The sequence below is a fragment of the Pseudomonas sp. 478 genome (assembly GCF_003254125.1).
Taxonomy (GTDB): domain Bacteria; phylum Pseudomonadota; class Gammaproteobacteria; order Pseudomonadales; family Pseudomonadaceae; genus Aquipseudomonas.
On record NZ_QKZG01000007.1, the window covers coordinates 262,300 to 285,343 of the forward strand.

The 23,044-nt window shown below is 60.2% G+C and carries 23 protein-coding genes; 8 read left to right on the forward strand and 15 right to left on the reverse strand.

Translation table 11 applies throughout. The features are described 5' to 3' along the window. Positions 1-281: 281 nt before the first annotated feature. From DFS28_RS16755 to DFS28_RS16775, 5 genes are all read right to left on the reverse strand, one after another. Positions 282-623, reverse strand: coding sequence for a ribonuclease E inhibitor RraB (locus DFS28_RS16755; protein WP_008148805.1), 342 nt, complete (start codon positions 621-623; stop codon positions 282-284). 213 nt (positions 624-836) lie between these two features. Further along, on the reverse strand, positions 837-1,070 hold the full coding sequence (locus DFS28_RS16760; protein ID WP_008148802.1) for a hypothetical protein: 234 nt from the start codon (positions 1,068-1,070) through the stop codon (positions 837-839). A gap of 169 nt (positions 1,071-1,239) precedes the next feature. Continuing rightward, positions 1,240-2,115 carry a polyamine aminopropyltransferase gene (gene speE, locus DFS28_RS16765; protein ID WP_111450676.1) on the reverse strand — a complete coding sequence of 292 codons (876 nt, stop codon included), beginning with the start codon at positions 2,113-2,115 and terminating at the stop codon, positions 1,240-1,242. Positions 2,116-2,327: 212 nt separating this feature from the next. Beyond that, positions 2,328-2,519 (reverse strand): PLDc N-terminal domain-containing protein, encoded by a 192-nt coding sequence (locus DFS28_RS16770; protein WP_008148797.1) that lies wholly within the window; start codon positions 2,517-2,519, stop codon positions 2,328-2,330. A 64-nt stretch (positions 2,520-2,583) separates the two neighbouring features. Next, positions 2,584-3,114, reverse strand: a complete 531-nt coding sequence (locus tag DFS28_RS16775; RefSeq protein WP_046047937.1) for a hypothetical protein — start codon at positions 3,112-3,114, stop codon at positions 2,584-2,586. Positions 3,115-3,292: 178 nt separating this feature from the next. Between DFS28_RS16775 and DFS28_RS16780 the strand changes: the two genes are divergently transcribed. Together DFS28_RS16780 and DFS28_RS16785 are read left to right on the forward strand one after the other, a co-directional pair. Further along, positions 3,293-4,774: a methyl-accepting chemotaxis protein gene (locus tag DFS28_RS16780; protein ID WP_111450677.1), complete on the forward strand. Its 1,482-nt coding sequence runs from the start codon at positions 3,293-3,295 to the stop codon at positions 4,772-4,774. A gap of 230 nt (positions 4,775-5,004) precedes the next feature. Next, complete coding sequence (locus tag DFS28_RS16785) at positions 5,005-5,370, forward strand: Mpo1-like protein (protein ID WP_111450678.1); 366 nt, start codon at positions 5,005-5,007, stop codon at positions 5,368-5,370. Here the strand turns inward: DFS28_RS16785 and DFS28_RS16790 are convergent, their stop codons facing one another. From DFS28_RS16790 to DFS28_RS16800, 3 genes are all read right to left on the reverse strand, one after another. Further along, positions 5,371-6,168: an acyl-CoA thioesterase II gene (locus DFS28_RS16790; RefSeq protein WP_111450679.1), complete on the reverse strand. Its 798-nt coding sequence runs from the start codon at positions 6,166-6,168 to the stop codon at positions 5,371-5,373. It lies immediately after the preceding gene. Between the two features lie 223 nt (positions 6,169-6,391). Beyond that, positions 6,392-7,150, reverse strand: a complete 759-nt coding sequence (locus DFS28_RS16795; protein WP_111450680.1) for a CHAD domain-containing protein — start codon at positions 7,148-7,150, stop codon at positions 6,392-6,394. Positions 7,151-7,239: 89 nt separating this feature from the next. Continuing rightward, positions 7,240-7,518 (reverse strand): hypothetical protein, encoded by a 279-nt coding sequence (locus DFS28_RS16800; RefSeq protein ID WP_111450681.1) that lies wholly within the window; start codon positions 7,516-7,518, stop codon positions 7,240-7,242. A gap of 221 nt (positions 7,519-7,739) precedes the next feature. On the opposite strand from DFS28_RS16800, the gene DFS28_RS16805 reads away from it, so the two are divergent. Beyond that, positions 7,740-8,780 (forward strand): patatin-like phospholipase family protein, encoded by a 1,041-nt coding sequence (locus tag DFS28_RS16805; RefSeq protein ID WP_111450682.1) that lies wholly within the window; start codon positions 7,740-7,742, stop codon positions 8,778-8,780. 133 nt (positions 8,781-8,913) lie between these two features. Here the strand turns inward: DFS28_RS16805 and DFS28_RS16810 are convergent, their stop codons facing one another. The 6 genes from DFS28_RS16810 to kdpF form a co-directional block, all read right to left on the reverse strand. Then, a complete protein-coding gene (locus tag DFS28_RS16810; protein WP_111450683.1) occupies positions 8,914-9,612 on the reverse strand; it encodes a response regulator in 699 nt (232 codons plus the stop codon). A gap of 68 nt (positions 9,613-9,680) precedes the next feature. Next, a complete protein-coding gene (locus DFS28_RS16815; RefSeq protein ID WP_111450684.1) occupies positions 9,681-12,326 on the reverse strand; it encodes a sensor histidine kinase KdpD in 2,646 nt (881 codons plus the stop codon). A gap of 136 nt (positions 12,327-12,462) precedes the next feature. Further along, positions 12,463-13,008: a potassium-transporting ATPase subunit KdpC gene (kdpC, locus tag DFS28_RS16820; RefSeq protein WP_111450685.1), complete on the reverse strand. Its 546-nt coding sequence runs from the start codon at positions 13,006-13,008 to the stop codon at positions 12,463-12,465. A 212-nt stretch (positions 13,009-13,220) separates the two neighbouring features. After that, positions 13,221-15,278, reverse strand: coding sequence for a potassium-transporting ATPase subunit KdpB (gene kdpB / locus DFS28_RS16825; protein ID WP_111450686.1), 2,058 nt, complete (start codon positions 15,276-15,278; stop codon positions 13,221-13,223). Between the two features lie 18 nt (positions 15,279-15,296). Then, complete coding sequence (gene kdpA, locus DFS28_RS16830; protein WP_111450687.1) at positions 15,297-17,000, reverse strand: potassium-transporting ATPase subunit KdpA; 1,704 nt, start codon at positions 16,998-17,000, stop codon at positions 15,297-15,299. Positions 17,001-17,008: 8 nt separating this feature from the next. Beyond that, a complete protein-coding gene (gene kdpF / locus DFS28_RS16835) occupies positions 17,009-17,098 on the reverse strand; it encodes a K(+)-transporting ATPase subunit F (RefSeq protein WP_007899818.1) in 90 nt (29 codons plus the stop codon). A gap of 294 nt (positions 17,099-17,392) precedes the next feature. Between kdpF and rfbB the strand changes: the two genes are divergently transcribed. The 5 genes from rfbB to DFS28_RS16860 all read left to right on the forward strand — a co-directional run bounded on the left by rfbB (position 17,393) and on the right by DFS28_RS16860 (position 22,140). Beyond that, positions 17,393-18,475 carry a dTDP-glucose 4,6-dehydratase gene (gene rfbB, locus DFS28_RS16840; protein WP_111450688.1) on the forward strand — a complete coding sequence of 361 codons (1,083 nt, stop codon included), beginning with the start codon at positions 17,393-17,395 and terminating at the stop codon, positions 18,473-18,475. Beyond that, on the forward strand, positions 18,472-19,353 hold the full coding sequence (rfbA, locus tag DFS28_RS16845; protein WP_111450689.1) for a glucose-1-phosphate thymidylyltransferase RfbA: 882 nt from the start codon (positions 18,472-18,474) through the stop codon (positions 19,351-19,353). Before rfbB ends, rfbA begins: the two co-directional genes overlap by 4 nt. A gap of 64 nt (positions 19,354-19,417) precedes the next feature. Continuing rightward, positions 19,418-20,287: a dTDP-4-dehydrorhamnose reductase gene (rfbD, locus tag DFS28_RS16850; protein ID WP_111450690.1), complete on the forward strand. Its 870-nt coding sequence runs from the start codon at positions 19,418-19,420 to the stop codon at positions 20,285-20,287. Positions 20,288-20,483: 196 nt separating this feature from the next. Next, complete coding sequence (gene eat, locus DFS28_RS16855) at positions 20,484-21,848, forward strand: ethanolamine permease (protein WP_111450691.1); 1,365 nt, start codon at positions 20,484-20,486, stop codon at positions 21,846-21,848. 124 nt (positions 21,849-21,972) lie between these two features. Continuing rightward, positions 21,973-22,140 (forward strand): DUF2897 family protein, encoded by a 168-nt coding sequence (locus DFS28_RS16860; protein ID WP_111450692.1) that lies wholly within the window; start codon positions 21,973-21,975, stop codon positions 22,138-22,140. Positions 22,141-22,184: 44 nt separating this feature from the next. Here the strand turns inward: DFS28_RS16860 and DFS28_RS16865 are convergent, their stop codons facing one another. Beyond that, entirely contained in the window at positions 22,185-23,036 is an 852-nt protein-coding gene (locus DFS28_RS16865) for a DUF1989 domain-containing protein (protein ID WP_008148761.1), read from the reverse strand. Positions 23,037-23,044: the final 8 nt, after the last annotated feature.

The window sequence follows — 23,044 nt, forward strand, 5'->3', positions numbered from 1 at the left end:
CGGTAAATGCCCCCACCTGATCGCCCCCGCTTCATTGCGAAGCAATGTTGTCGCCTATCACCAGCATAGCCAGAGTTGATTTCACTGCCCGAGAGTCGCTGCGGATAATCCGCGCATTCGCTGAAAATCTTGACGAACTTCCCTTTAGCCGCCTGTTCAGGCGGTTTTTTTTGCGTCGGATTCTTGTTTCAGGGTTTTGCCAGGTGCGTTTTCTGCCCCACGAAAACGAAAACGGCCAACCCGAAGGTCAGCCGTTGCTGAGTGTTGTCACTGTTCATAAGCTATGCGAGTCGCCCTCGTACCTCCTGCTTGACGCCCCATCCTTCGATGATGCCGCCCAAAGGCTCGACCACCGCCTCGAAATCCTGCTCAAAATCGCCAATGCCGTCATAAGTGGCGTACATCACTTTGCTCAGTTCCAGGTACCACGCGCCGTCATCGCGCACGCTGATTTGTGCATTCAAGGATTCACCACAGTAATGCCCTGCCGCCCTGCGCGCCCGCTCCTCGTCCGGAAAAATGGCGTAGAACTCGATGGGATGGAATCGTGAAAAGTCGAAGCCGCCTTCTTTCATGCGGCGCAACACGCTGGTGCTGATGTCTTCTTGATAGGCTGTGCTCATGAAACGTCCCCCTCAGACTGATGGATAGACTTTCCGTATTCCCGGCACTCGCAACCGAATGGGGCGAGCGATGCGGCAACAACGTTGCCGGTGGGAAGCAAGCATGTAGCTGACAAGACCAGACCTTAGCGATCCGTTCGCTGATCTCGGTTGCAGAGTAGCCTCAAGATAGAGCCACTGCCAAGGTCTGGTTAGAAATGTGACAGGAGATGTTCAGATTGGCGTGATGCTGAGGATTTCAATGCTGTTCTGGGTCTTCAGACTTTTGACAGTCGGATCATCGGCCCGCCCTTCCAGATCGTTGAGGTCCAGTTCGGCAGCCACAGGCAGGCACCGGGCGCGAATGAGCTTCGCGGCTTGCTCGTTGTTCGGGCATTCATCGCTCTCGAACACCTCGTCAACTTGTTCACCGTGATCATCAACGAAAGTGACTTTCCACTTTTGCATCAGGTGCCTCCTCGATAAAACCCATGGATGGGCTTACATGTATCTCGACATTCTTCCCCGGCCAATCGTTCAACCGGACCTTCTACTTCTATAAGTGAAGCATGAAAAAAGGGCCGTCTGCGGTGTGTTTTCACACAACCTGAGAGGGCCCTTTCTGGCTTGCTCGATATCAGTCGTTGCTAGGCTTGTTCACAGCTTGCAAGACGTATTGCGGCAAGGCGAACGCGCCGATGTGGATTTCCGGGTTGTAGTAGCGGGTGATGATGCCGCTGCCGGCGAAGCGCTGCTGCAGGGTTTCGCGGGACAACTTGCGATAAGCGGTATTGGTCGCGCCCCAGGCGAAGGTCATGGCGCCGCCGATGTAGGTCGGCACGGCCGCCTGATAGAAGTGCCAGTCCGGGAACAGGCTACGCAAGCGTCCGGCGGTGGTTTTGACTTCTTCGATTTGCATGAATGGCGTGCCGTTCTGGGTCACCAGGATGCCGCCTTCGTTCAGGCAGCGACGGCAGGCCTGGTAGAAGTTTTCCGAAAACAGCACTTCGCCCGGGCCGATCGGGTCGGTGGAATCGGAAATGATCACGTCGAATTTTTCGCCGGTGGTGGCGACGAAACGCATGCCGTCGTCGATCACCAGGTTCAGGCGTGGATCAGCGAACGCCCCCTTGGAGTGGTTCGGCAGGAATTTCTTGCACATGTCGACCACGGTGCCGTCGATCTCGACCATGGTGATGTGCTCGATGCTGCGGTGCTTGGCCACTTCACGCAGCATGCCACCGTCACCGCCACCGATGATCAGCACGCGCTTGGCGGTGCCATGCGCCAGGATCGGCACGTGGGTCAACATCTCGTGGTAGATGAATTCGTCGGCTTCAGTGGTCTGGATCACGCCGTCCAGCGCCATGACGCGGCCCATGCGTGGGTTTTCGAAAATCACCAGATGCTGGTGTTCGGTACGCACTTCGTGCAGCAGTTTTTCCATGCGAAAACGCTGGCCGTAACCTTCGTAGAGGGTTTCCAGGTACTCGCTGGTCGGGGTGTCGCTCATGGGAAGTGCTCCGATGAATGCGGATGGCAAGACGCGAATACTACGTCGCAGCACATGACAGGTCGAACCTTCGTCTGTCAGGTAGGCATGGAACAGTGTGGGAGCGAGCCTGCTCGCGATAAACGATAACGCGGTTTACAGGGAAACCGCGGCGTCTGCATCGCGAGCAGGCTCGCTCCCACAGGGGAAAGGTGTCGGCTTTGGGTGCGTATTCAGATCCGGACGTTTCCTCGAGGCCCGGCGATGGCCCAGATGATCAGGCCCAGCACCGGCAGCAGCAGGATCAGCAGCACCCAGATGATTTTCATCCCTGTGTCGGCACCACTTTTGAGCACGTTGATGATTGCCCAGATATCCAGGGCAAGAATAATCAGGCCAATCAGACCATTGAACGTGGAACCCATGGTGTCGCTCCCTAAGAGTGGTTTGCACTCTTAGGATAGCCGGGCCTTGCGAGGGTTCCGTTTTTTAAACGTGGACGGCGATTTTGAGGGCTTCCAGCGAGGGTGCGGCAGCGATGCCGACTTTGGCGCACAACTCGAGCACGCGCGGCACGTCGTTGCCGTAGACCAGCACCACTTGCAGTTCGTCGTCGAGCAACTGACTGAAGTTCATCAGCGTGTAACCACCGTTTTCCTTGTTCATGCTGCCCATCTGCACCTGAATGCGATTGAGCGCGGTCAGGGCTTCAGTCTTGGCCAGTTGCTTGGGCTTGATATTGAAATCAACCCCGGGACCGAACGAGGAAACGATCTGGGCGAACAGGTCCACATAGGTGTCGGCCTGGAACAGCACGGTCTCCGGAAGACTGCCGACGACGACCCACTCGCCCAGCGGAATCGGGAATGTTTCGTCGTAGTTGATATCCGGATTGGCCGTCAGAAAAGCCTCGGGATCGGCGTAGGCCTGGGCCGCTTCGTCAGCGACTTTCAGGATTTCGTCATCGCTCATGCACCCGGAGCTTATTTTGCTGATGAGTTCGACGAGTGCGGCTTTCATGGGGCGGAATCCTGTAGCGAGGGAATTTTGAAGGCGCGAAGGATAGCGCATTACGCCCCGCAATTCCTGTGCGCGAGCATGGCCGGGATTGTTGACGCACATCAAGATCCAGCCCCCTGAGTAGCGGCACAATACTGGCACCTTGCCGAAACTGTTTCCGCTATCAGAGAAGACCTCCATGGGTGCCTGGCTTAGCAATATCTCGCTGAAATACAAATTCTGGGCGGTCAACGCCGTCGCCTTCGTCACCACCTTGCTGCTGGTGTTGTACGCCGTACAGCTCGAACAACAGGCCCGCAGCCATGCTTACCAGGCATCGGCACAAGCCCAGGCGCGACTGCTCAGCGCCTGGCCCGCCGGGCAACCGCTCCCCAAAGCCGATAACGTGCTGACGTTCAGTCGCGGGCAAGCACCGTTGCTGAACGGGCAGCCGGTACTGGAACTGGCCGATACCAACGGCTGGGTCGCAATCAATGCCATGCCGCTGTTCGGCGACAATCCGTTGATGGGCGCGGAAGTGTTTACGCGCACAGATGGCAATCAGGTCGCGGTGATTGCCCAAGGCCCGAGCCTGGCGCAGGTATTTGGCGAGCGTTTTCCCAACTACGCCGTGGCGGTGGCGATCTTGATGCTGGCGATGCTTGGCGCTTCGCAATTGTTGATCCGCTTCCTGCTCAGCCAGCTCAATACCCTGAAGGACGTGATGCTCCACGTCGAGAAAACCGGTGACCTGTCGGCACGCGTGCCGCTGGCCTGCACCGACGAAGTCGGGCAGATGGCCAATGCCTTCAACGCCATGCAGGCCGGTTACCAGCGAGTGGTCAATACCGTCGCCAGCACCGCCCGGCAACTGGATGTCGGCGCAGCGCGGCTGGCGTCGAGCATGAACGAGGTGCGTCACGGTATGCTCGGCCAGCAAAGCGAAACCGATCAGGCCGCCACGGCGATCAACGAAATGACCGCCACGGTCTATCACATTGCCCAGCACGCTGGCGCTACCCGCGACCTCTCGCAAACCGCCGACACCCTGGCCGGCAGCGGGCAGGAAGTGGTCAGTCGGGTGCAGAAGTCGATTGCCGGCCTGTCCAGCGGGGTGCAACAGACTGCCGAGATGATTCAGCGTCTGGCCGAGGACAGTCAGAAGATCAACGGCGTGGTCAGTGTGATTCACAGCATCGCCGAGCAGACCAATCTGCTGGCGCTGAACGCAGCGATTGAAGCGGCCCGTGCCGGTGAAATGGGTCGCGGGTTTGCGGTGGTCGCCGATGAAGTGCGTAACCTGGCCAAACGTGTCCAGACCTCCACTGACGAAATCACGATCATGGTTTCCGCGTTGCAGGCCGGGACTCGGGACGCGGTGGATTTCATGCAGGAAAGCTCGTTCAAGGCCGACGATTGCGTGCAGCAGGCTCAGGAGGCCGGTGCAGCATTGGCAGAAATCACCAGCGCCGTGGCACAGATGCGCGAAAGCAACACGCAGATCGCGGTGGCGGCCGAGCAGCAGAGTCACGTGGCCGAAGAGATGAATCGGGCGGTGGTGAGCATTCGGGATGTGACCGAGAACACCGTGCAGCAGACCGTGGATTCGGCGACTACCAGCAATGAGCTGGCAGCGTTGGCGGGGGAATTGAGCAAGGCAATCGGTCAGCTCAAGCTGTAAGGGCCCCTTCGCGAGCAAGCCCGCTCCCACAGGTGATCTTCAGTGGCCATTAATTTTTGGTACAACAGAGATCCACTGTGGGAGCGGGCTTGCTCGCGAAGGCGTCAGCCCGGTCACCATCAAATCCGAACATGGACACCTATCACTCCAATAGCCAGCCTTGATTCGCCGACGGGTTTGCCCCGGCCTATTCTTTGTTCAAGAGCCTCAACGAACCAAGGATTACCATCATGGGCAAACGTCACCCCAACCTCCCCGCCTGGCAATGGCGAGCGTACCCGAACAATCATCAGCACCCGACCAATCTGGTGCTGCACCTGATTGCCGTGCCGCTGTTCATCGTGGCGTTTCTGCTGATTGTCTCGGGAGTGTTCGGTCTGAGCTTCACCAATATCGCGATTGGCGTCATCGGCCTGCTCGCCGCCCTCGGCCTGCAACGCCACGGTCACACCTTGGAAGCGCAAGCCTCCGAGCCGTTCAGCGATCGCAAAGATGCCGTGTCACGCTTGCTGGTCGAGCAGTTTCTGACCTTCCCACGGTTCTTCCTGAGCGGCGGCTGGTGGCGCGCCTGGCGTGAGCGCCACCGTCGTCACTGATCAGGCGAAAATCGTCACCGTCTGCCGGCTCATGGCAACCAACTGACCGTCCGCGTTCCACAATTTCGCGGCCGCATGACCGTAGCCGTCAGCGGCATGTTCGATTTCAACCAGGTATTTGCACCAGTCCAGCGTGCTCAGTTCAAGCAACGGCTGGACGAATTCGATGGTCCAGGTCAGCGTGCTGCCCATTGCCGGTTTTTTCAGGTGCGGCAACAGCGCCGGTGGCCAGGCATCGACCAGCGCCAGGATATGCGACTCGCTGACCGCTTCTTCCTTCACGTCCCCACGCAAGCGCACCCAGCCGCCCATCTCGCGGGATTTGTTGCCGGTGAACGGCAGACCGCCGACGCTCCAGCGCATCGCCAGATGACGCATGAATTCCGGGGTCACGCCTTTGACGTAAGGCAATTCCTGGCAGTCGTCCCAGTGCTTCATCTCGGGTGCCGGTTCGGCGATCACCGCCACTTCCGACGGCCGCGAGGCGCCGAAGCTGCCCTGGACCAACGTCACCACCTGGCCCTTCTGCATCGCCCGCCCCAGCACCTGGCTGACCGCCTTGCCTTCGCGCAACACATCGACTTCAAAGCTGACCGGCACTTCAGGCTCGACCGGGCCGACAAAGGTAATCGCCAGCGAACGCACCGGACGATCCGCCGGGACTTTTGCGCGCATGGCTTCGTACTGCAAGGCGGCCACCAGGCCACCGAAACTGGCGCGCCCCTGAGCCCATTCGGCCGGGATAGACAGCTCCAGCGGCTGGCTGCGGACAGCGTCGAGCAGATCGGAAAAGCGCATGGAAACCTCAGAGCGGGAAAAGGATGAAGGAATCTTAACCAGCCCGCGAGGATGGCACAGCGCTTATTCCAGCCAAAAGCACTGACAGATGAGCCGCACTTGGCTTGAACACAATCAATGTGGGAGCGGGCTTGCTCGCGAAAGCGGTCTGTCAGTCACATCTGTTTTGGATGTGCCGCCGTCTTCGCGAGCAAGCCCGCTCCCACAGGGCATCGGTAGTGTTTCAGGATTTGAAACAGTCAGCGCTGAGTTTGTCGAGGACTTGGTCGGCACGGCCTTCGGCCTTGGCCATGGCGGTTTTCCAGGCCGCGACGCAGGGCTGCAAATCGGTTTCCTGCTCGGCCATGGCCAGCCATTGCAAGCAATCGTGCCAATCGCCCAAGGCACCTTGCGCGGACTTCAAGCGCGGCATCGCCGCTTTCGGCAATCGATCCAGTTCGGGATAAGCTTCGATGCCATAGCGCACACGTTTGATCAGCAGGCGCAAACGGTGGCGATCATGTGCCGGATCGTGCAGGGCTTTGTCGAGTTTTTTCCACTGCTTGGCCAACCGTTTTTCGATGCGCTGGCGCAAGCCCTTGAGCAAGTCCTGACGCTGGGAGGCCCGCAGAAAACGCGGAAAGGCGTCGAGGATCATCAGCAACTGCGCCACTTCAGGGCTCGTCGCGACCGCCGGGTAAGCCTCGGCCATCTGCGCCATACGCCGATGGGCCGCCTGGGGTTGATCATGCTCGAGCAGGTACGCCGCCAGCACTTCGCGATCGCGCAACGGCGTGGTCAAGTCGCCGACCCGGGACGCCGCCGCTTCCAGCTGTTCGACCCCGGGCAAGCCGCGCAATGGCCGCAGCAAACTGCGCAAACGGCGAACCGTGGTGCGCAGATCATGCAGCGCTTCAGGGTCGGTGCGGGCACTCAAGCGTGCCTGACAGGCCAGCAAACGGACTTCCAGGCCCAGGACATGAGCCACCAACCGGTTAATCATGGGGGTTTACTCCGTAAACAGCTGCAAGCCGCCAGCCGAAATCCGGGGCGACTGACCTATTGCTTGCAGCTTAGAGCTTAGAGCGGCTTTCAGCGCCCTGCGCGCGATTCACGAATATAAAAACGCGCCTTCTCGGCCTTCCTGGAGCAACCCTCATAGGCTTCGAATTGCTGCTGGGTCTTGGCGCCGGTCAGCAATGACAGCGCCTTGGAGTAGCTGACGGTCCCGGCAAAGCCCTCGACTTTGGCCAGGTCCAGCTCATGCCAGGCGGCGTCGAGTTGGCTACCGCAGCTGTCACGGTAAGCGGTTTTACCGGCACAACCGGCGAGTGCCAAGGCAATCAACGGCACACAGATCCAGACTTTCATCACTCACACCTCAAAGATAGGTAAACATGCATGCAGGTAAGACGGTCTGGCGCGTGAAAAGTGCCTTGGCCCCGCCTTGGAAACTCTAGCGCTCGCGAGAATACCCATTCGCCTTCCCTGAGTGTCAAAAAACGACGCACTGGCCGCGCCGAACGACCATAGCGATTGAAGCTTGCCCCTCGATGGGTGCATTGTTGAACCTTGTCAGACGAGGGCGATTCATGAAAAAGCGTGTCGCACTGGTGCTGGGCTCAGGTGGGGCCCGGGGCTACGCCCATATTGGGGTCATTGAAGAGATCGAACGGCGTGGCTACGACATCGCCTGCATCGCCGGATGTTCCATGGGCGCAGTGGTGGGCGGGATCTATGCCGCTGGCAAACTCAACGATTATCGCAACTGGATCGAAAGCCTGGATTACCTCGACGTCTTGCGTCTGGTGGACGTCAGTTTTCGTCTGGGCGCAATTCGCGGGGAAAAGGTTTTCGGGCAGATACGCAAGATCGTCGGCGAGATCAATATCGAAGACTTGCGCATCCCCTACACGGCCGTGGCCACCGACCTGACCAACCAACAGGAAATCTGGTTTCAGGAAGGCTGCCTGCACCAGGCCATGCGCGCTTCGGCGGCGATTCCCAGCCTGTTCACCCCGGTGATGCAGGGCAACCGCATGCTGGTGGACGGCGGCATCCTCAACCCTTTACCGATCGTGCCGGTGGTGTCGAGTCATTGCGACCTGATCATCGCGGTCAACCTCAACTCCACCAACCAGCGCCACTATCAACTGCCGGTGATCCAGCGCCCGGCAGCGTTCAAGACCCGCTTCGACAGCCTGATCAGCTCGCTCGGTTCAAAACTGCCCTTCCGCCGTAAACAGGCGGAACAGTTGCTGCTGCTGGAAAAGGAAGCGTTGATGGCAGAAGCGGCCGAGATCAACCCGTGGATCGAATCCGCCGAACCCGAAGCCCAGCAACCGGCTGCCGCCCCTGAACGCGACGGTGCGCCGAAGTCCGCTACCGGCTCGTTCATCATCGACAACGTCGGACCGGCGTCTTTGCTGGACCTGATCAACCAGAGTTTCGAGGTGATGCAAACCTCATTGGCGCAGTACAAGATCGCCGGATATCCGCCGGATATTTTGATCAACGTGCCAAAGCGAGTGTGCCGGTTTTTCGAGTTTTACAAGGCACCTGAGCTGATCGCGCTGGGGCGGGAGATTGCGCGGGATACGTTGGATCGGTATGAGAATGAGCGGGATTCCTGAGGTTCTCGAGTGAGTTTCACGGCCTCTTCGCGAGCAAGCCCGCTCCCACATTTTGACCGTATCCAACAGGAGGACTCGGTCAAAATGTGGGAGCGGGCTTGCTCGCGAAGGCGTCAGATCAGTCAACACAAAACTAAAGACTGCCTTCACTCAACAGCCGATACCCAACCCCAGCCTCGGTGACGATAAACCGCGGCTGAGTCGGATCATCCGCCAGTTTCTGGCGCAGGTGCCCGACCACAATCCGCAAATAGTGAGTGTCCTCGGTATGGGTCGGCCCCCAGATATCCTTGAGCAGTTGCTGCTGGGTGATGACCCGCCCCGGATGCCGCGCCAGTTGCGCCAGCACCGCGTATTCCTTGCGGGTCAGCGCGACTTCGGTGCTGTCGAGCAACACCCGGCGATACGCCAGATCCACGGTCAACGGGCCGAACGTCAATGCCGCTTGTTGAGCTTCTCCCGCCGGAGCCTGACGCAACAACGCACGCACCCGGGCCAGGAACTCCTGAATGCCAAACGGCTTGGTCACGTAGTCGTTGGCGCCGTTGTCGAGCGCTTCGACTTTCTGCCCTTCACTGGCGCGCACCGAGAGCACCAGCACCGGCACCGTCGACCACTCGCGAAACTCGCGCAGCACTTGCTGGCCGTCCATGTCCGGCAGACCGAGGTCGAGCACCAGCAAGTCCGGTTTATTCAGCGCAGCCTGGGCCAGGCCTTCAGTGCCGGTGCCGGCTTCCAGCACTTTGTAGCCCTGGGAAACAAGGCTGATGCGCAGGAATTTGCGGATCTGCGGTTCGTCGTCGATGACCAAAATGGTCGCGGTCTGGCTCATGAATTCACATCAACACAAAGAAGTGGCAAGAGAGTAGCGCAAGCGCGATCAGGCTTCACTTTCGGCTCTTAATTTTCAAAGGCTGGCTGAGCCTGCAACGGCAGGTGCAAGGTGATGCAGGTGCCTCGGCCTTCAATGCCATCGGCGACGCTGATCCGCCCGCCGTGAGCACCGACCATGCCCTGACAGATCGCCAGCCCCAGCCCGGTGCCTTGCCCGCCACGATCACCGCGCGCGGCGGTGTAGAACATGTCGAAAATCTTCGCCCGTTCTTCCTGCGGAATCCCCGGACCTTCATCGCTCACCGAAAAAAACAGTTCGCTGTCATCGGCCCCGGCGCGCAATTGCAGGCGACCGTTAGGCGGTGAAAACCGCGCGGCGTTTTCCAGCACGTTGACCAGCGCCTGTTCGATCAGCGCGGCGTGGACGTACAGCAACGGCAACTCTGGCGGCACTTCGGTGGTCACTTGCAATGGCGCCAGCACGGCGCGCAGACGATTGAGCGAACTGCCGACGATGTCGGCCGGCGACACCCAGTCCCGCGCCAGCTTCAGGGCGCCGTGCCCGAGGCGGGTCATGTCCAGCAGGTTCTGGATGTAGCGATCGAGGCGCTCGGCTTCATCGCGAGTGCCTTCAAGCAGTTCGCGGCGATCCTCCAGCGGGATCGCCTCACCGAGGGCCAACAGGCTGTCGATGCTGCCGCGCATGGAGGTCAACGGCGTGCGCAAATCGTGGGACACCGAGGCCAGCAAGGCACTGCGCAGTTGCTCGGTTTCGCCATGCAGCCGGGCGGCTTCCAGGTCTTCGGCCAATTGCGCCCGGGCCAGCGCCTGGGCCAGCGGCTGGCTCAGCGCGGTCAACAAACGCCGACGCTGACCGCTCAAGGTCTGGCCCTCTTTGGCACACACACCGAGCAGTGCCAGCGGCCCGTCTTCCACCGACAACGGCCACCACCACCAACGCCCGAACGGCAGCGTGCCGGTGCCCGCGCCGGCCGGTTGATCGTGTTGCCAGGCCCAATCGGCGGCAGCGCGCTCGGCTTCGGAAAACTCCAGCGGGCCACCGGTTTCGACTTTCCAGCCGCCCTGGCCGTCTCGATTGAGCAGGCACAGTTGCAGATCGCTCCAGCCATCAAGGTGCTGGGCCGCTGCGCTGACCACCGCCTGGCGGTCGGTGGCGGCGGTGAGTTTGCGCGACAGGTCGAGCAGTTCGGTGGTCTCTTCCTGGGTGTCGCGCAGCGCCTGCAATTGCCGCCGTTGCCGGGCCGCGAGGTTACCGGTGAGCGCCGCCATCAGCAGGAAGAACAGCAAGGTCAGCACGTCTTCTTCGCGTTGGATGGCGAACGAGAAATTCGGCGGGATGAACAGAAAGTCATAGGTCAGAAACGACAGCGCCGCACAAGCCAGCGCCGGGCCCAGGCTGCTGCGCACCGCCACCAGCAACACCGCGGCGAGGAACACCAGCGAGATATTGGGCAGCGGCAAGACACTTGCCACGGCCCAGGCCAATGCGGTGGCAAGCACTGTCGCCACCAGCGCCAGCGCGTAGTCGAACCACACCAGTGCCTGCGCCGAACGCTGGCGCGGCTGATGTTGTTCGTGATCGCTGTCGAGGACGTTGATTTCCAGCCCGCGCGCATCGCGCAGCAACCGTGACGCCAGACCGCCGCCGAACAACCGTCGACGCAAACGCTGCCGGGACTGACCGACCAACACCAGACTCGCGCGGCGTTCGGCGGCATGCTGGATCAGGGTTTTCGCCACCTCGCCGGCGCGCAGCAGCACCACTTCGCCGCCGAGGCGTTCGGCCAATTGCTGGGCACTTTGCAGGCGCAGCCGCGACTGCTCGTCACGCACACTGCCGTTGTCCACATGCACCAGGCTCCAAGGCAAATGCCGACGCTGGGCGACGCGACTGGCGTGACGCACCAGACGCTCAGCCTGTGCATCGCCATCGACGCCGACCAACAGGCGACCGCGTACCGCTGGCGCCGCTTGGCCGAGCTGGCGATAGCCCTGGGCCAAATCATCATCGACCTGAGCGGCGGCGGTTTGCATCGCCAGTTCACGCAGGGCTGTGAGGTTGGTCTGGGTGAAGAAGGCGTCGATGGCCGCCCTCGCCTGCTCCGGCACGTAGACCTTGCCATCGCGCAGACGCTCGAGTAGCTCGCGCGGCGGCAGGTCGATCAGCAGCAGTTCGTAGGCTTCTTGCAGCACCCAGTCCGGTAGGGTTTCGCGAACCTGCACACCGGTGATGCCGCGCACTTTGTCGTTAAGACTTTCCAAGTGCTGGACGTTGACCGTGGTGTACACGTCGATGCCTGCCGCGAGCAGTTCCTGAATGTCTTGCCAGCGTTTGGTGTGGCGACTGCCGGGGGCGTTGCTGTGGGCCAGTTCGTCCACCAGCACCAGTTTCGGTTTGGCCGCGAGCAGGCCGTCGAGGTCCATTTCTTCGAGCACCACGCCACGGTATTCCGAGCGCACCAACGGCTGCTGCGGCAAGCCGCCAAGCAGCGCTTCGGTTTCGGCGCGACCGTGGGTTTCGACCACGCCGGCAATGACTTTCACACCCTGACGCAGTTGGGTGTGGGCCGCTTGCAGCATGGCGTAAGTCTTGCCGACACCGGGTGCGGCGCCGAGAAAAACCTTGAGCCGGCCACGGCCGTCGCGGGGCAGGTCTGCTAACAGTGCGTCGGCGCGGCCGGAGTCACTCATGTTTGAAGTTCTCTCTCATTGATCGTTCCCACGCTCCGCGTGGGAATGCAGCCCGGGACGCTCCGCGTCCCTTTCTGAGCCGAACGCGGAGCGTCCGTTGATGCATTCCCACGCAGAGCGTGGGAACGATCGTCCACTACAAATTTTCCAGCGCGATGTTCAGCGCCAGCACATTCACCACCGGCGGCCCCACCAATGGCTGCTCGATGTGCGCATCCATCAATTGTTGAAGGGTCGCCACCGGCAGATTGCGCGCCGCTGCAACACGCGCCAGTTGATAGGCAATTGCGGCCGGTGGCAAGTGTGGATCGAGACCGCTGCCGGAGGTGGTGACCATCGCCAATGGCACCGGACCCTGGCCCGACACCTGCAGTTTGTTGGCATCGTCGATCACCCGAGTGGCCAACGCCGGGTTGCTCGGCGAAAGGTTGCTGGCACTGCTCGACACGGTGGCAAATGCACCGGCCGATGGCCGTGGATGGAACCAGGCGTCACCGACGAAATCTTGCGCAATCAGCGACGAGCCGCGGACCTTGCCATCGGCGTCGTGGACCAGACTGCCGTTGGCTTGATCGGGGAATGCGACCTGGGCGACACCGGTGACCACCAGTGGATAGGCGACGCCGGTAATCAGGGTCATCAGGACAAGCAGGCTCAGGGCCGGGCGTATCATTGTGGACATTTCAAAATCCTCGAATTCAGTAAATAACTCAGGTCTGGAATTCGCCACCAAACCCTGTGGCGAGGGGATTTATCCCCGTTGGGCTGCGAAGCAGCCCCAGGACCTGCAACTTCATTTCTTCTGGTGCACCGCGTGTATCGGATTGGCGACTGCTTCGCAGCCGAACGGGGATAAATCCCCTCGCCACAGAGCCCGCGCTACCCGACAGAACGTCAAACCAGATGCAACGCCGTCAACAGCATGTCGATCGCCTTGATCCCCACGAACGGCACCAGAATCCCGCCCAATCCATAGATCAACAGATTGCGTCGCAGCAACGCCGCCGCACTCGCCGCCTGCACGCGCACACCGCGCAATGCCAATGGAATCAGCACCACAATGATCAAGGCGTTGAACACGATCGCCGAGAGAATCGCGCTCTGCGGACTGCTCAAGTGCATGACGTTCAGCACACCCAGTTGCGGGTAGATCGAGGCGAACAGCGCCGGCAAAATCGCGAAGTACTTGGCCACGTCGTTGGCGATGGAAAACGTCGTCAGCGCACCACGGGTCACCAGCAATTCCTTGCCGATCTGCACCACGTCCAGCAGCTTGGTCGGATCGCTGTCGAGGTCGACCATGTTCGCCGCCTCGCGTGCCGCTTGCGTGCCGTCGTTCATCGCCATGCCCACGTCCGCCTGGGCCAGGGCCGGGGCGTCGTTGGCGCCGTCGCCGCACATGGCGACCAGGCGACCGTCGTTCTGCTCGTGGCGAATGCGCGCCAGTTTTTTCTCCGGTGTGGCTTCAGCCAGCACGTCATCGACGCCCGCCTCGGCGGCAATCGCTGCAGCGGTCAGCGGGTTGTCGCCGGTCACCATGACAGTGCGAATCCCCAGTTTGCGCAGTTCGGCGAAACGCTCGCGGATGCCGGGTTTGACCACGTCCTTGAGGTGGATGACACCGAGCAATTTACCGTCGGCGCAGACCAGCAACGGGGTGCCGCCGCTCTGGGCGATCTTGTCGATTTCCCGGGACAGCGGTGCGGCCAGATCGGCGCGTTTCAAGCCGACGAAGGCCAGCAGCGAATCCACCGCGCCTTTGCGATAGACCCGGCCCTGATAGTCAACGCCAGACAAGCGGGTTTCAGCGCTGAACGGCACGGCAGTCAGCACCTCGGGGGACGGCTCGGGTTGCGGGTGAAGACCGCGCAGGTACTCGACGATCGATTTGCCTTCAGCCGTGTCATCGGCCAAGGAGGCAAACAACGCGCCCTCGGCCAGTTCCTTGGCAGTGACACCCGGCGCGGCGTACACCGCGGTGCAACGACGGTTACCGAAGGTGATGGTGCCGGTCTTGTCCAGCAGCAGGACGTGTACATCCCCCGCCGCTTCCACCGCACGCCCGGATTTGGCGATCACATTCAGGCGCACCAGACGGTCCATCCCGGCGATACCGATGGCCGACAACAGACCGCCAATGGTGGTCGGAATCAGCGTGACCAATAACGCCACCAGGAACACCAGCGGCAGGCTGCCGTTGGCGAAGTGGGCGAACGGTTGCAGGGTGACGACCACCAGCAGGAAGATCAGGGTCAGGCCGATCAGCAGGATGTCGAGCGCCACTTCGTTCGGGGTTTTCTGGCGCTTGGCGCCTTCGACCAGGGCGATCATACGGTCCAGTGTCGACTCGCCCGGGTTGACGGTGATCCGCACCAACAGCCAGTCGGACACCAGTCGGGTGTTGCCGGTGACGGCCGAACGGTCGCCGCCGGATTCGCGAATCACCGACGCGGATTCACCGGTAATCGCCGCTTCGTTGACCGCGGCAATACCTTCGATTACCTCGCCGTCACCGGGGATCATTTCCCCCGCTTCAACGCGGACCACATCGCCCTTGCGCAGGCTGGTGGCCGGCACAACCTGAAAGGCGCCGCTGCTGGTTTTGCGCCGGGCACTCAGGCCTTCGCTACCGGCCTTGAGGCTGTCGGCGCGGGCCTTGCCGCGACCTTCGGCCAGTGCTTCGGCGAAGTTGGCGAACAGCACGGTGAACCACAACCACAAGGCGATTTGCGCGGCGACAAAAGTCGGCACGGCGCTGTCGGGAATGAAGCACAGCACCGTGGTCAGGATCGCGGTCAGTTCGACCACCAGCATCACCGGCGCGCGTTGCAATTGCCGAGGGTCGAGCTTGACGAAGGCTTGCACCAGCGCCGGACGCCAGAGGGCCGAGATCGCGGTTTTCGGTTGTTCCGGCGCCTTGACGACGGCGGTTTTGCTTACAGGCATATTCATGATGGATTCCTTAGCTCCTTATTTAGGAAGGGCAGCCATACTCAAATGTTCAGCAATAGGACCCAGCGCCAATGTCGGCAGGAAGGTCAAACCACCCACCAGCAGAATGGTCACGGTCAGCAAGGTCACGAACAGCGGGCCATGGGTCGGGAAGCTGTTTTGGCCGATCGGTGCGCTTTTCTTCATCGCCAGGCTGCCGGCCAACGCCAGTACCGGGAGGATGTAACCGAAGCGACCGATCAACATGCCAAGGCCGAGCATCAGGTTGTGGAATGCGGTGTTGGCACCGAAGCCGCCAAACGCCGAGCCATTGTTGGCGCTGGCCGAGGTGTAGGCATAAAGCAGCTGACTGAAACCGTGAGGACCAGGGTTGCTCACCGCTGCAACAGGGCCAGGCAGGCTCGCGGCAATCGCGCCGAGTACCAGCACGCCGACCGGCATCACCAGCAAGGTCACGACCAGCAACTGCACTTCCTTCGCCTGCAGTTTCTTGCCGAGGTATTCCGGCGTGCGGCCGATCATCAGGCCGGCGAGGAACACCGCGATCAACACGTTCAGCAACATGCCGTAGAGCCCGGCACCGACGCCGCCGAAGATCACTTCGCCGACCATCATGTTGACCAGCGCGACCATGCCGGTCAGCGGGTTGAGGCTGTCGTGCATGCCGTTGACCGAACCGTTGGACGCCGCCGTGGTAGTCACCGACCACAGCACCGTGGCAGTGGTGCCGAAACGCGCTTCCTTGCCTTCCAGCGGCGCGGTCTGTTCGACGGCGACATTGTTCAGGGTCGGGTTCGGCTGGTATTCAGCCCACAGCGATGTCGCGCCGCCGATCAGGAACAGCGCCAGCATGCAGGCGATGATCGCGCGGCTCTGACGCAGGTCTTTCACGTAATGGCCGAAGGTGAACACCAGCGCCACCGGAATCAGAATGATCGAGCCGACTTCAAACAGGTTGCTCCACGCCGTCGGGTTCTCGAACGGGTGCGCCGAGTTGACGCCGAAGAAGCCACCACCGTTGGTGCCCAGTTGCTTGATCGCAATCTGGCTGGCGGCCGGGCCCAGCGGGATCACCTGATCGACGCCTTGCATCGTCACCGCATTCACGTACTGAGCGAAGGTTTGCGGCACGCCCTGCCAGACCAGATACAGTGCCAGCAGCAGGCACAGCGGCAGCAAGCCGTAGAGGGTGGCGCGGGTCATGTCGACCCAAAAGTTGCCGAGGGTCTTGCTCGACTTGCGACCGATACCGCGACACAGGGCTACCAACACGGCGAGGCCGGTGGCGGCGCTGACGAAGTTCTGCACGGTGAGGCCGACCATCTGACTCAGGTAGCTCAGGGTCGCTTCGCCGCTGTAGGACTGCCAGTTGGTGTTGGTCATGAAGCTGACGGCAGTATTGAACGCTTGCGTCCACTCCTGGCCCGGCAGGTTTTGCGGATTCAGCGGCAAGTGATCCTGAAACAACAGGATCGCGAACAACAGCAAAAAGCCCGCGAAGTTGAAGGCGAGCAAAGCCAGGGTGTATTTCTGCCAGCTCTGTTCGGCCTGCGGATCAACGCCGGCCACCCGATAACACCCGCGCTCCACCGGCCCGAGAATCGGCGAAAGCCAAGTGCGCTGACCTTCCATCACCTTGTAGTAGAAGCGCCCCAGAAACGGTGCCGGTATCAGCACCAGGGCGAAGAAGGCGAGGATCAGCCAATAGTCATAACTGTGCATAGCCGCTCCTAGTTCCGGTCCGCGCGCAACAGCGCAACCAACAGATAAATGAACAGCCCCACTGCCAATAGCAGTGACACCCCGTCCAGAACGCTCATGGAAGTTCTCCGTGTTACGGCGTATTGCCGCGTGTGGAGTCATTGTCGGTAGGGAGGCTGTAAAGGAACGAGAGCGAGGGTGTTGGCTGGGCATAAAGAAAGCGTAAAGAGTGGGTTTACGCTAGGGTTACGGTGGTGTCCGGGGAGCATTCAACTTATCAGGCGTCTCTTCCTGCATCGATGGATAAGACTCCACAAATCCAAAGTGAGATGAACAACCTATTGCACCACCCTCCTCCTGCCGACAAGATATGACCGTTTGCGTTTTCGACTACTGAAAAAAGGCTGGCCAACATGCGTATCCTCATCACCGGCGGTGCCGGTTTCATTGGCTCGGCCTTGATTCGCGAGCTGATCCGGCACACCGAGCATGAAGTGCTCAACCTGGACAAGCTGACCTACGCCGGCAATCTCGAATCGCTGACAGGCATTGCCAACGACACTCGCTACGAGTTCGTTCAAGCCGATATCGTTGATCAGGCGACCGTCAGCGCAGTGCTGACACGTTTCCAGCCGCAAGCGATCATGCATCTGGCAGCGGAGTCCCACGTCGACCGTTCCATTGATGGACCTTCAGATTTCATCCAGACCAACATTGTCGGCACCTATAGTCTGCTGGAGGCCACCCGCGCCTATTGGCAAACCCTCGCCGAACCGGAAAAAAGCGCCTTCCGTTTCCATCACATCTCCACTGATGAGGTCTATGGCGACCTGCATGGCGCCGATGATCTGTTTACGGAAATGACCCCCTATGCCCCGAGTTCGCCGTACTCCGCCAGCAAAGCGGCGTCCGACCACCTGGTCCGTGCCTGGCAGCGCACCTATGGCCTGCCGGTGCTCTTGAGCAACTGCTCGAACAATTACGGGCCGTTCCATTTCCCCGAAAAATTGATTCCGCTGATCATCCTCAATGCCTTGGCCGGCAAGCCGCTGCCGGTGTACGGCGATGGCCTGCAAATACGTGATTGGCTATTCGTCGAAGATCACGCCCGCGCGCTGCTCAAAGTGGTGACCACCGGTATCGTCGGCGAGACCTACAACATCGGCGGGCACAACGAACAAAAGAATATCGACGTGGTGCGTGGCCTCTGCGCCCTGCTTGAAGAACTGGCACCGCGCAAGCCCAAGGGTGTCGCGCACTACGCCGATTTGATTACGTTCGTACAGGATCGTCCTGGCCATGACCTGCGCTACGCGATCGATGCCAGCAAGATCGAAAAAGAACTGGGCTGGGTACCCGAAGAGACCTTCGAAACCGGCCTTCGCAAAACCGTTCAGTGGTACTTGAACAACCTTGAGTGGTGCCGTCGTGTTCAGGATGGCAGCTACCAGGGCGAACGCCTTGGTGCCATCAATCCCCAGGAGCTCCATGCATGATGAAAGGTATCGTTTTGGCAGGCGGCTCGGGCACACGCCTGCATCCGATCACGCTCGGCGTGTCCAAACAGCTGTTGCCGGTCTACGACAAACCGATGATCTATTACCCGATTTCGGTCCTGATGTTGGCCGGCATCAAAGACATTTTAGTGATCTCGACTCCCCAGGACCTGCCCCAGTACCGCAATCTGCTGGGTGATGGCAGTCAGTTCGGGGTCAATTTCAGCTACGCCGAGCAGCCGTCACCGGATGGTCTGGCCCAGGCTTTTCTGATTGGTGAAAGGTTCATTGGCAATGATTCTGTGTGCCTGATCCTCGGCGACAACATTTTCCATGGTCAACACTTCGGCGAGCAGTTGCAGAACGCGGCAACACGCACTTCTGGCGCTACCGTGTTCGGCTATTGGGTCAAAGACCCGGAGCGATTCGGCGTGATTGACTTCGACAGCCAGGGTCGTGCCCTGTCGATCGAAGAAAAGCCGAAAGTACCGAAATCCAGCTATGCCGTCACGGGCCTGTATTTCTACGACAACGATGTAATCAGGATCGCCAAAGCGGTAAAGCCTTCGCCTCGCGGCGAGCTGGAAATCACCGATGTCAACAACGCGTATCTTAAACGGGGAGACTTGCAGGTCGAGCGCTTCGGCCGTGGTTTCGCCTGGCTCGACACCGGCACTCACGACAGCTTGCTCGATGCCTCTCAGTACGTGCAGACCATAGAACACCGACAAGGCTTGAAAGTCGCCTGCCTCGAAGAGATCGCTTACGAAAAGAACTGGATCAACCGCGAACAGCTGCTGGAGCGTGCCCGCTACTTTGGCAAGACCGGGTATGGCCAGTACCTGGCCAAGCTCGCTGGGGATGAACAATGGATGTGAATGAAACCGATCTGCGCGGCGTCATGATCACCGGTAAAAGCCTGTCAAAAGCTGAGCTGCTCCCATGAGAGTTCTCATCAGCGGCCAGCACGGTCAGGTCTCACGCGAACTGCAGCGTCGACTGGGGGGTGTCGGCGAGTTGATCGTGCTGGGTCGCGATCAACTCGATCTGGCACAACCCGAGCAGATTCGCCAACAGGTACAGAAGATTCGTCCGGATCTGATCATCAACGCGGCGGCCCACACAGCGGTCGATCTGGCTGAAAGCGAGCCGGAAACTGCCTTTGCCATCAACGCCGTGGCTCCTGGCATCTTTGCCGAAGAAGCACTGATGCTTGGCATCCCGCTGATTCACTATTCCACCGATTATGTATTCGACGGCAAGAAGGTCGGGCCTTATAACGAAGATGACACGCCCAACCCGCTCGGCGTTTACGGCAAGAGCAAACTGGCCGGTGAACGGGCGATCATTGAAGTGCAAGGCAAACATCTTATCCTGCGCACCAGCTGGGTCTATTCAACCTATGGCCGCAATTTCCTGCTGACGATGCAACGCCTGCTGCAAGAGAGACCGGAAGTACGCATTGTCGCCGATCAGATCGGCGCACCTACCTGGGCAGGCACAATTGCCAATAGCACCCTTGCCCTGGTCGAACGCTGGCAGACAGGTGAGGCCGTTACCTGGGGTACATATCATCTGACTGCTCAGGGGAAAACCTCCTGGTTCGGTTTCGCCCAGGCCATTGGCGAAGCGTTACGGCAACAGGGAAAGCCCTGCGCAAACCTGCTGCCCATTCCCTCCAGCGATTACCCGACACCAGCGGCACGACCACTCAACTCTTGCCTTGATTGCAGTCGCCTGCAACGTGAATGGGGCGTCAGGCAACCTGACTGGCAAATCGCGCTGCGCGAGTGTCTTGCCGAGCAAGGCTAAACCTACAGGCGGGACTTGCCCACGAAGACGGCAAAACCGCCGCTATCGCCCTCAACTGGCGCACAAAAAACAATCATTCGGGGGCAAACATCCCCGATACGACGCCTTTCTGCACTTTACGACCGCCATCACCACACTGGCACGCCCACTGCAAACGCCCTCCCCCGAGCTTTCCAAACCGTTCAGGGAGCAACGCATGAACACACAACTCAAACCCACGCTGGGCACGTTGCACTTGTGGGGCATTGCGGTCGGGCTGGTGATTTCCGGTGAATACTTCGGCTGGAGTTATGGTTGGGGCGTGGCAGGCACACTCGGTTTTCTGGTGACGTCCTTCATGGTCGCCACGATGTACACCTGCTTTATTTTCAGTTTCACCGAGCTGACCACCGCGATTCCTCACGCTGGCGGTCCCTTTGCCTACAGCCGCCGCGCCTTTGGCGAGAAAGGCGGATTGATCGCGGGGCTGGCGACACTGATTGAGTTTGTCTTCGCCCCGCCGGCCATCGCTCTGGCGATCGGTGCGTATCTGAACGTGCAGTTTCCAGCGCTTGATCCGAAACACGCAGCGGTCGGTGCCTACATTGTGTTCATGGGCCTGAACATCCTCGGGGTGAAACTGGCCGCAACCTTCGAACTGGTTGTCTGCGTTCTCGCAGTGGCCGAGCTGCTGGTGTTCATGGGCGTGGTCGCCCCGGCGTTCAGCTTCAGTAACTTCGCGCTGAACGGCTGGGCCGGTTCCGATGTGTTCGGTGCGCCGGCGATTGCCGGGATGTTCGCGGCAATTCCGTTCGCTATCTGGTTTTTCCTGGCCATCGAAGGCGCCGCCATGGCCGCCGAAGAAGCCAAAGATCCGAAACGCACGATTCCGAAGGCCTACATCAGCGGCATTCTGACGTTGGTATTACTGGCGATGGGCGTGATGTTCTTTGCCGGCGGCGTCGGTGACTGGCGCACCTTGTCGAACATCAACGACCCGCTGCCGCAAGCGATGAAAACCGTGGTTGGCGAAAGCTCGGGCTGGTTACACATGCTGGTGTGGATCGGCCTGTTCGGCCTGGTGGCAAGTTTCCACGGGATCATCCTCGGCTACTCGCGGCAGTTCTTCGCCCTCGCCCGGGCCGGTTATCTGCCGGTGTCCCTGGCCAAGTTGTCACGCTTTCAGACCCCGCACCGGGCAATCATCGCCGGTGGCGTGATCGGCATTGCCGCGATTTATAGCGATGGTTTGATCAACCTGGGCGGCATGACGCTGACGGCGGCGATGATCACGATGGCGGTCTTCGGGGCGATCGTGATGTACATCATGAGCATGCTCAGCCTGTTCAAACTGCGCAAAACCGAACCGAATCTGGAGCGCACCTTTCGCGCGCCGTGCTATCCGCTGGTGCCGCTCATTGCGCTGGTGCTCGCAGTGGTCTGCCTGGTGGCGATGGCCTGGTTCAACACCCTGATCGGGTTGATCTTCCTGGGCTTCATGGCAGCGGGTTTCGTGTACTTCATGCTCACGGCGCAACTGCGTGCCGATGCGCCGGCGGACGCGATGCTGACAGGGCCCTAAACAGGCGAAGTGCGGCTGTCAGAACAGGCATAGAATGGAACCACTGCGAAAATTAATCGCTCAAAGTGGTATGCACGATCGATTGGCGAAATCCGCCAATCGGCCTGCCCTCAAGGAGAGCCCTATGCCCTGGTATGCCTGGTTGATTCTGATCGTTGCAATTGGCTCGATCGTTGGTGGTTTGATGATGCTGCGTGACACCGCCAACAAGGTCGAACTGACCGAGGAGCAACGCAAACGCGTCGCTGAACGCAACGCGCAAGCGGATGCCAAGGATGCGCAGGACCGCTAAAACAAAACCCTGTCATTCACATTGAATGACAGGGTTTTGCGTTTCTACTTTTCCCAATCGGCCTTGGCGATGTGCAGGCCATGCAGCCCTTTGTATGCAGCCCGTTCCGGCTGGCTCCAGCCCTCAAGCAACGAATCCTCCAACCGATAAATCTCCACCCCGAGCGGGCGACACACGCTTAGTGGGTCCTGCGCATCCGGCCCCCACATGGCCAGCGACAGATCACCGCCCGGGCAGGTCGAGAGCGCACACAGCAGATCGATTTCGGCAAAAAACTCCAGGTAATCGCCCTTCTGCGCCGGACAGGCTTTCATGAAGTACATGTCGTCGTGATTCAGGCCCGTGCACTGGAAGATGTTCAGCACATCATGCACGTCGAATTCGGTCAGCCCATGAGGCAGCACCGCGCGAGTCAGGTTCGAGTGGCAGTGATGGTGGAAGTCTTCGCCGGTGAGCATTTTGTTCACATAAGGGTCGCAGCGGGTGCCGAGCAAATCGTGCAAACGACCGCCATGTTCGTCGATGCCGTAACCGGCCAGGCTGTCATCGGTGATGGTCACCAGCGGCCGCAGAAAAGGCAGGTTCGACCAGAGCCGGTCATGGGTGCTGACGTGTGCGCCCTGTAACTGCCGGGTCCGCGCCGCCCACAAACGCTCCCGTGGGTCGTTGGCATTCCAGACGTTGAAATCCCCGACTTGCGGGCCGACGGGGGTGGTCACCCGGAACACATGCCCGGCCGGTACTTTCCAGGCGCGACCGGTACGGATCGGCACCTCGAATTCCTCGATCAGCGTGCGCCCGTCCTTCTTGTCGCGGATCCGTTCGTAGAAGGCTTTGTCCACCTGCAAGGCGGAACCTTTGCTGACTTGATAGGCCGCCGGATAGTCTTTGTACATGGCACGAA

What these genes read in the sequence shown, in the direction of transcription:
- DFS28_RS16790 (WP_111450679.1), bottom strand. Translation starts at nt 6,168, where the DNA reads ATGCGCTTTTCCGATCTGCTCGACGCTGTCCGCAGCCAGCCGCTGGAG.
- DFS28_RS16815 (WP_111450684.1), bottom strand. Translation starts at nt 12,326, where the DNA reads ATGAGTGACTCCGGCCGCGCCGACGCACTGTTAGCAGACCTGCCCCGC.
- kdpF (WP_007899818.1), bottom strand. Translation starts at nt 17,098, where the DNA reads ATGAGCGTTCTGGACGGGGTGTCACTGCTATTGGCAGTGGGGCTGTTC.
- DFS28_RS16785 (WP_111450678.1), top strand. Translation starts at nt 5,005, where the DNA reads ATGGGCAAACGTCACCCCAACCTCCCCGCCTGGCAATGGCGAGCGTAC.
- rfbB (WP_111450688.1), top strand. Translation starts at nt 17,393, where the DNA reads ATGCGTATCCTCATCACCGGCGGTGCCGGTTTCATTGGCTCGGCCTTG.
- speE (WP_111450676.1), bottom strand. Translation starts at nt 2,115, where the DNA reads ATGAGCGACACCCCGACCAGCGAGTACCTGGAAACCCTCTACGAAGGT.
- kdpA (WP_111450687.1), bottom strand. Translation starts at nt 17,000, where the DNA reads ATGCACAGTTATGACTATTGGCTGATCCTCGCCTTCTTCGCCCTGGTG.
- DFS28_RS16775 (WP_046047937.1), bottom strand. Translation starts at nt 3,114, where the DNA reads ATGAAAGCCGCACTCGTCGAACTCATCAGCAAAATAAGCTCCGGGTGC.
- DFS28_RS16860 (WP_111450692.1), top strand. Translation starts at nt 21,973, where the DNA reads ATGCCCTGGTATGCCTGGTTGATTCTGATCGTTGCAATTGGCTCGATC.
- DFS28_RS16800 (WP_111450681.1), bottom strand. Translation starts at nt 7,518, where the DNA reads ATGAAAGTCTGGATCTGTGTGCCGTTGATTGCCTTGGCACTCGCCGGT.
- kdpB (WP_111450686.1), bottom strand. Translation starts at nt 15,278, where the DNA reads ATGAATATGCCTGTAAGCAAAACCGCCGTCGTCAAGGCGCCGGAACAA.
- DFS28_RS16865 (WP_008148761.1), bottom strand. Translation starts at nt 23,036, where the DNA reads ATGTACAAAGACTATCCGGCGGCCTATCAAGTCAGCAAAGGTTCCGCC.
- DFS28_RS16755 (WP_008148805.1), bottom strand. Translation starts at nt 623, where the DNA reads ATGAGCACAGCCTATCAAGAAGACATCAGCACCAGCGTGTTGCGCCGC.
- rfbD (WP_111450690.1), top strand. Translation starts at nt 19,418, where the DNA reads ATGAGAGTTCTCATCAGCGGCCAGCACGGTCAGGTCTCACGCGAACTG.
- DFS28_RS16805 (WP_111450682.1), top strand. Translation starts at nt 7,740, where the DNA reads ATGAAAAAGCGTGTCGCACTGGTGCTGGGCTCAGGTGGGGCCCGGGGC.
- DFS28_RS16780 (WP_111450677.1), top strand. Translation starts at nt 3,293, where the DNA reads ATGGGTGCCTGGCTTAGCAATATCTCGCTGAAATACAAATTCTGGGCG.
- DFS28_RS16760 (WP_008148802.1), bottom strand. Translation starts at nt 1,070, where the DNA reads ATGCAAAAGTGGAAAGTCACTTTCGTTGATGATCACGGTGAACAAGTT.
- eat (WP_111450691.1), top strand. Translation starts at nt 20,484, where the DNA reads ATGAACACACAACTCAAACCCACGCTGGGCACGTTGCACTTGTGGGGC.
- rfbA (WP_111450689.1), top strand. Translation starts at nt 18,472, where the DNA reads ATGATGAAAGGTATCGTTTTGGCAGGCGGCTCGGGCACACGCCTGCAT.
- DFS28_RS16795 (WP_111450680.1), bottom strand. Translation starts at nt 7,150, where the DNA reads ATGATTAACCGGTTGGTGGCTCATGTCCTGGGCCTGGAAGTCCGTTTG.
- DFS28_RS16810 (WP_111450683.1), bottom strand. Translation starts at nt 9,612, where the DNA reads ATGAGCCAGACCGCGACCATTTTGGTCATCGACGACGAACCGCAGATC.
- kdpC (WP_111450685.1), bottom strand. Translation starts at nt 13,008, where the DNA reads ATGTCCACAATGATACGCCCGGCCCTGAGCCTGCTTGTCCTGATGACC.
- DFS28_RS16770 (WP_008148797.1), bottom strand. Translation starts at nt 2,519, where the DNA reads ATGGGTTCCACGTTCAATGGTCTGATTGGCCTGATTATTCTTGCCCTG.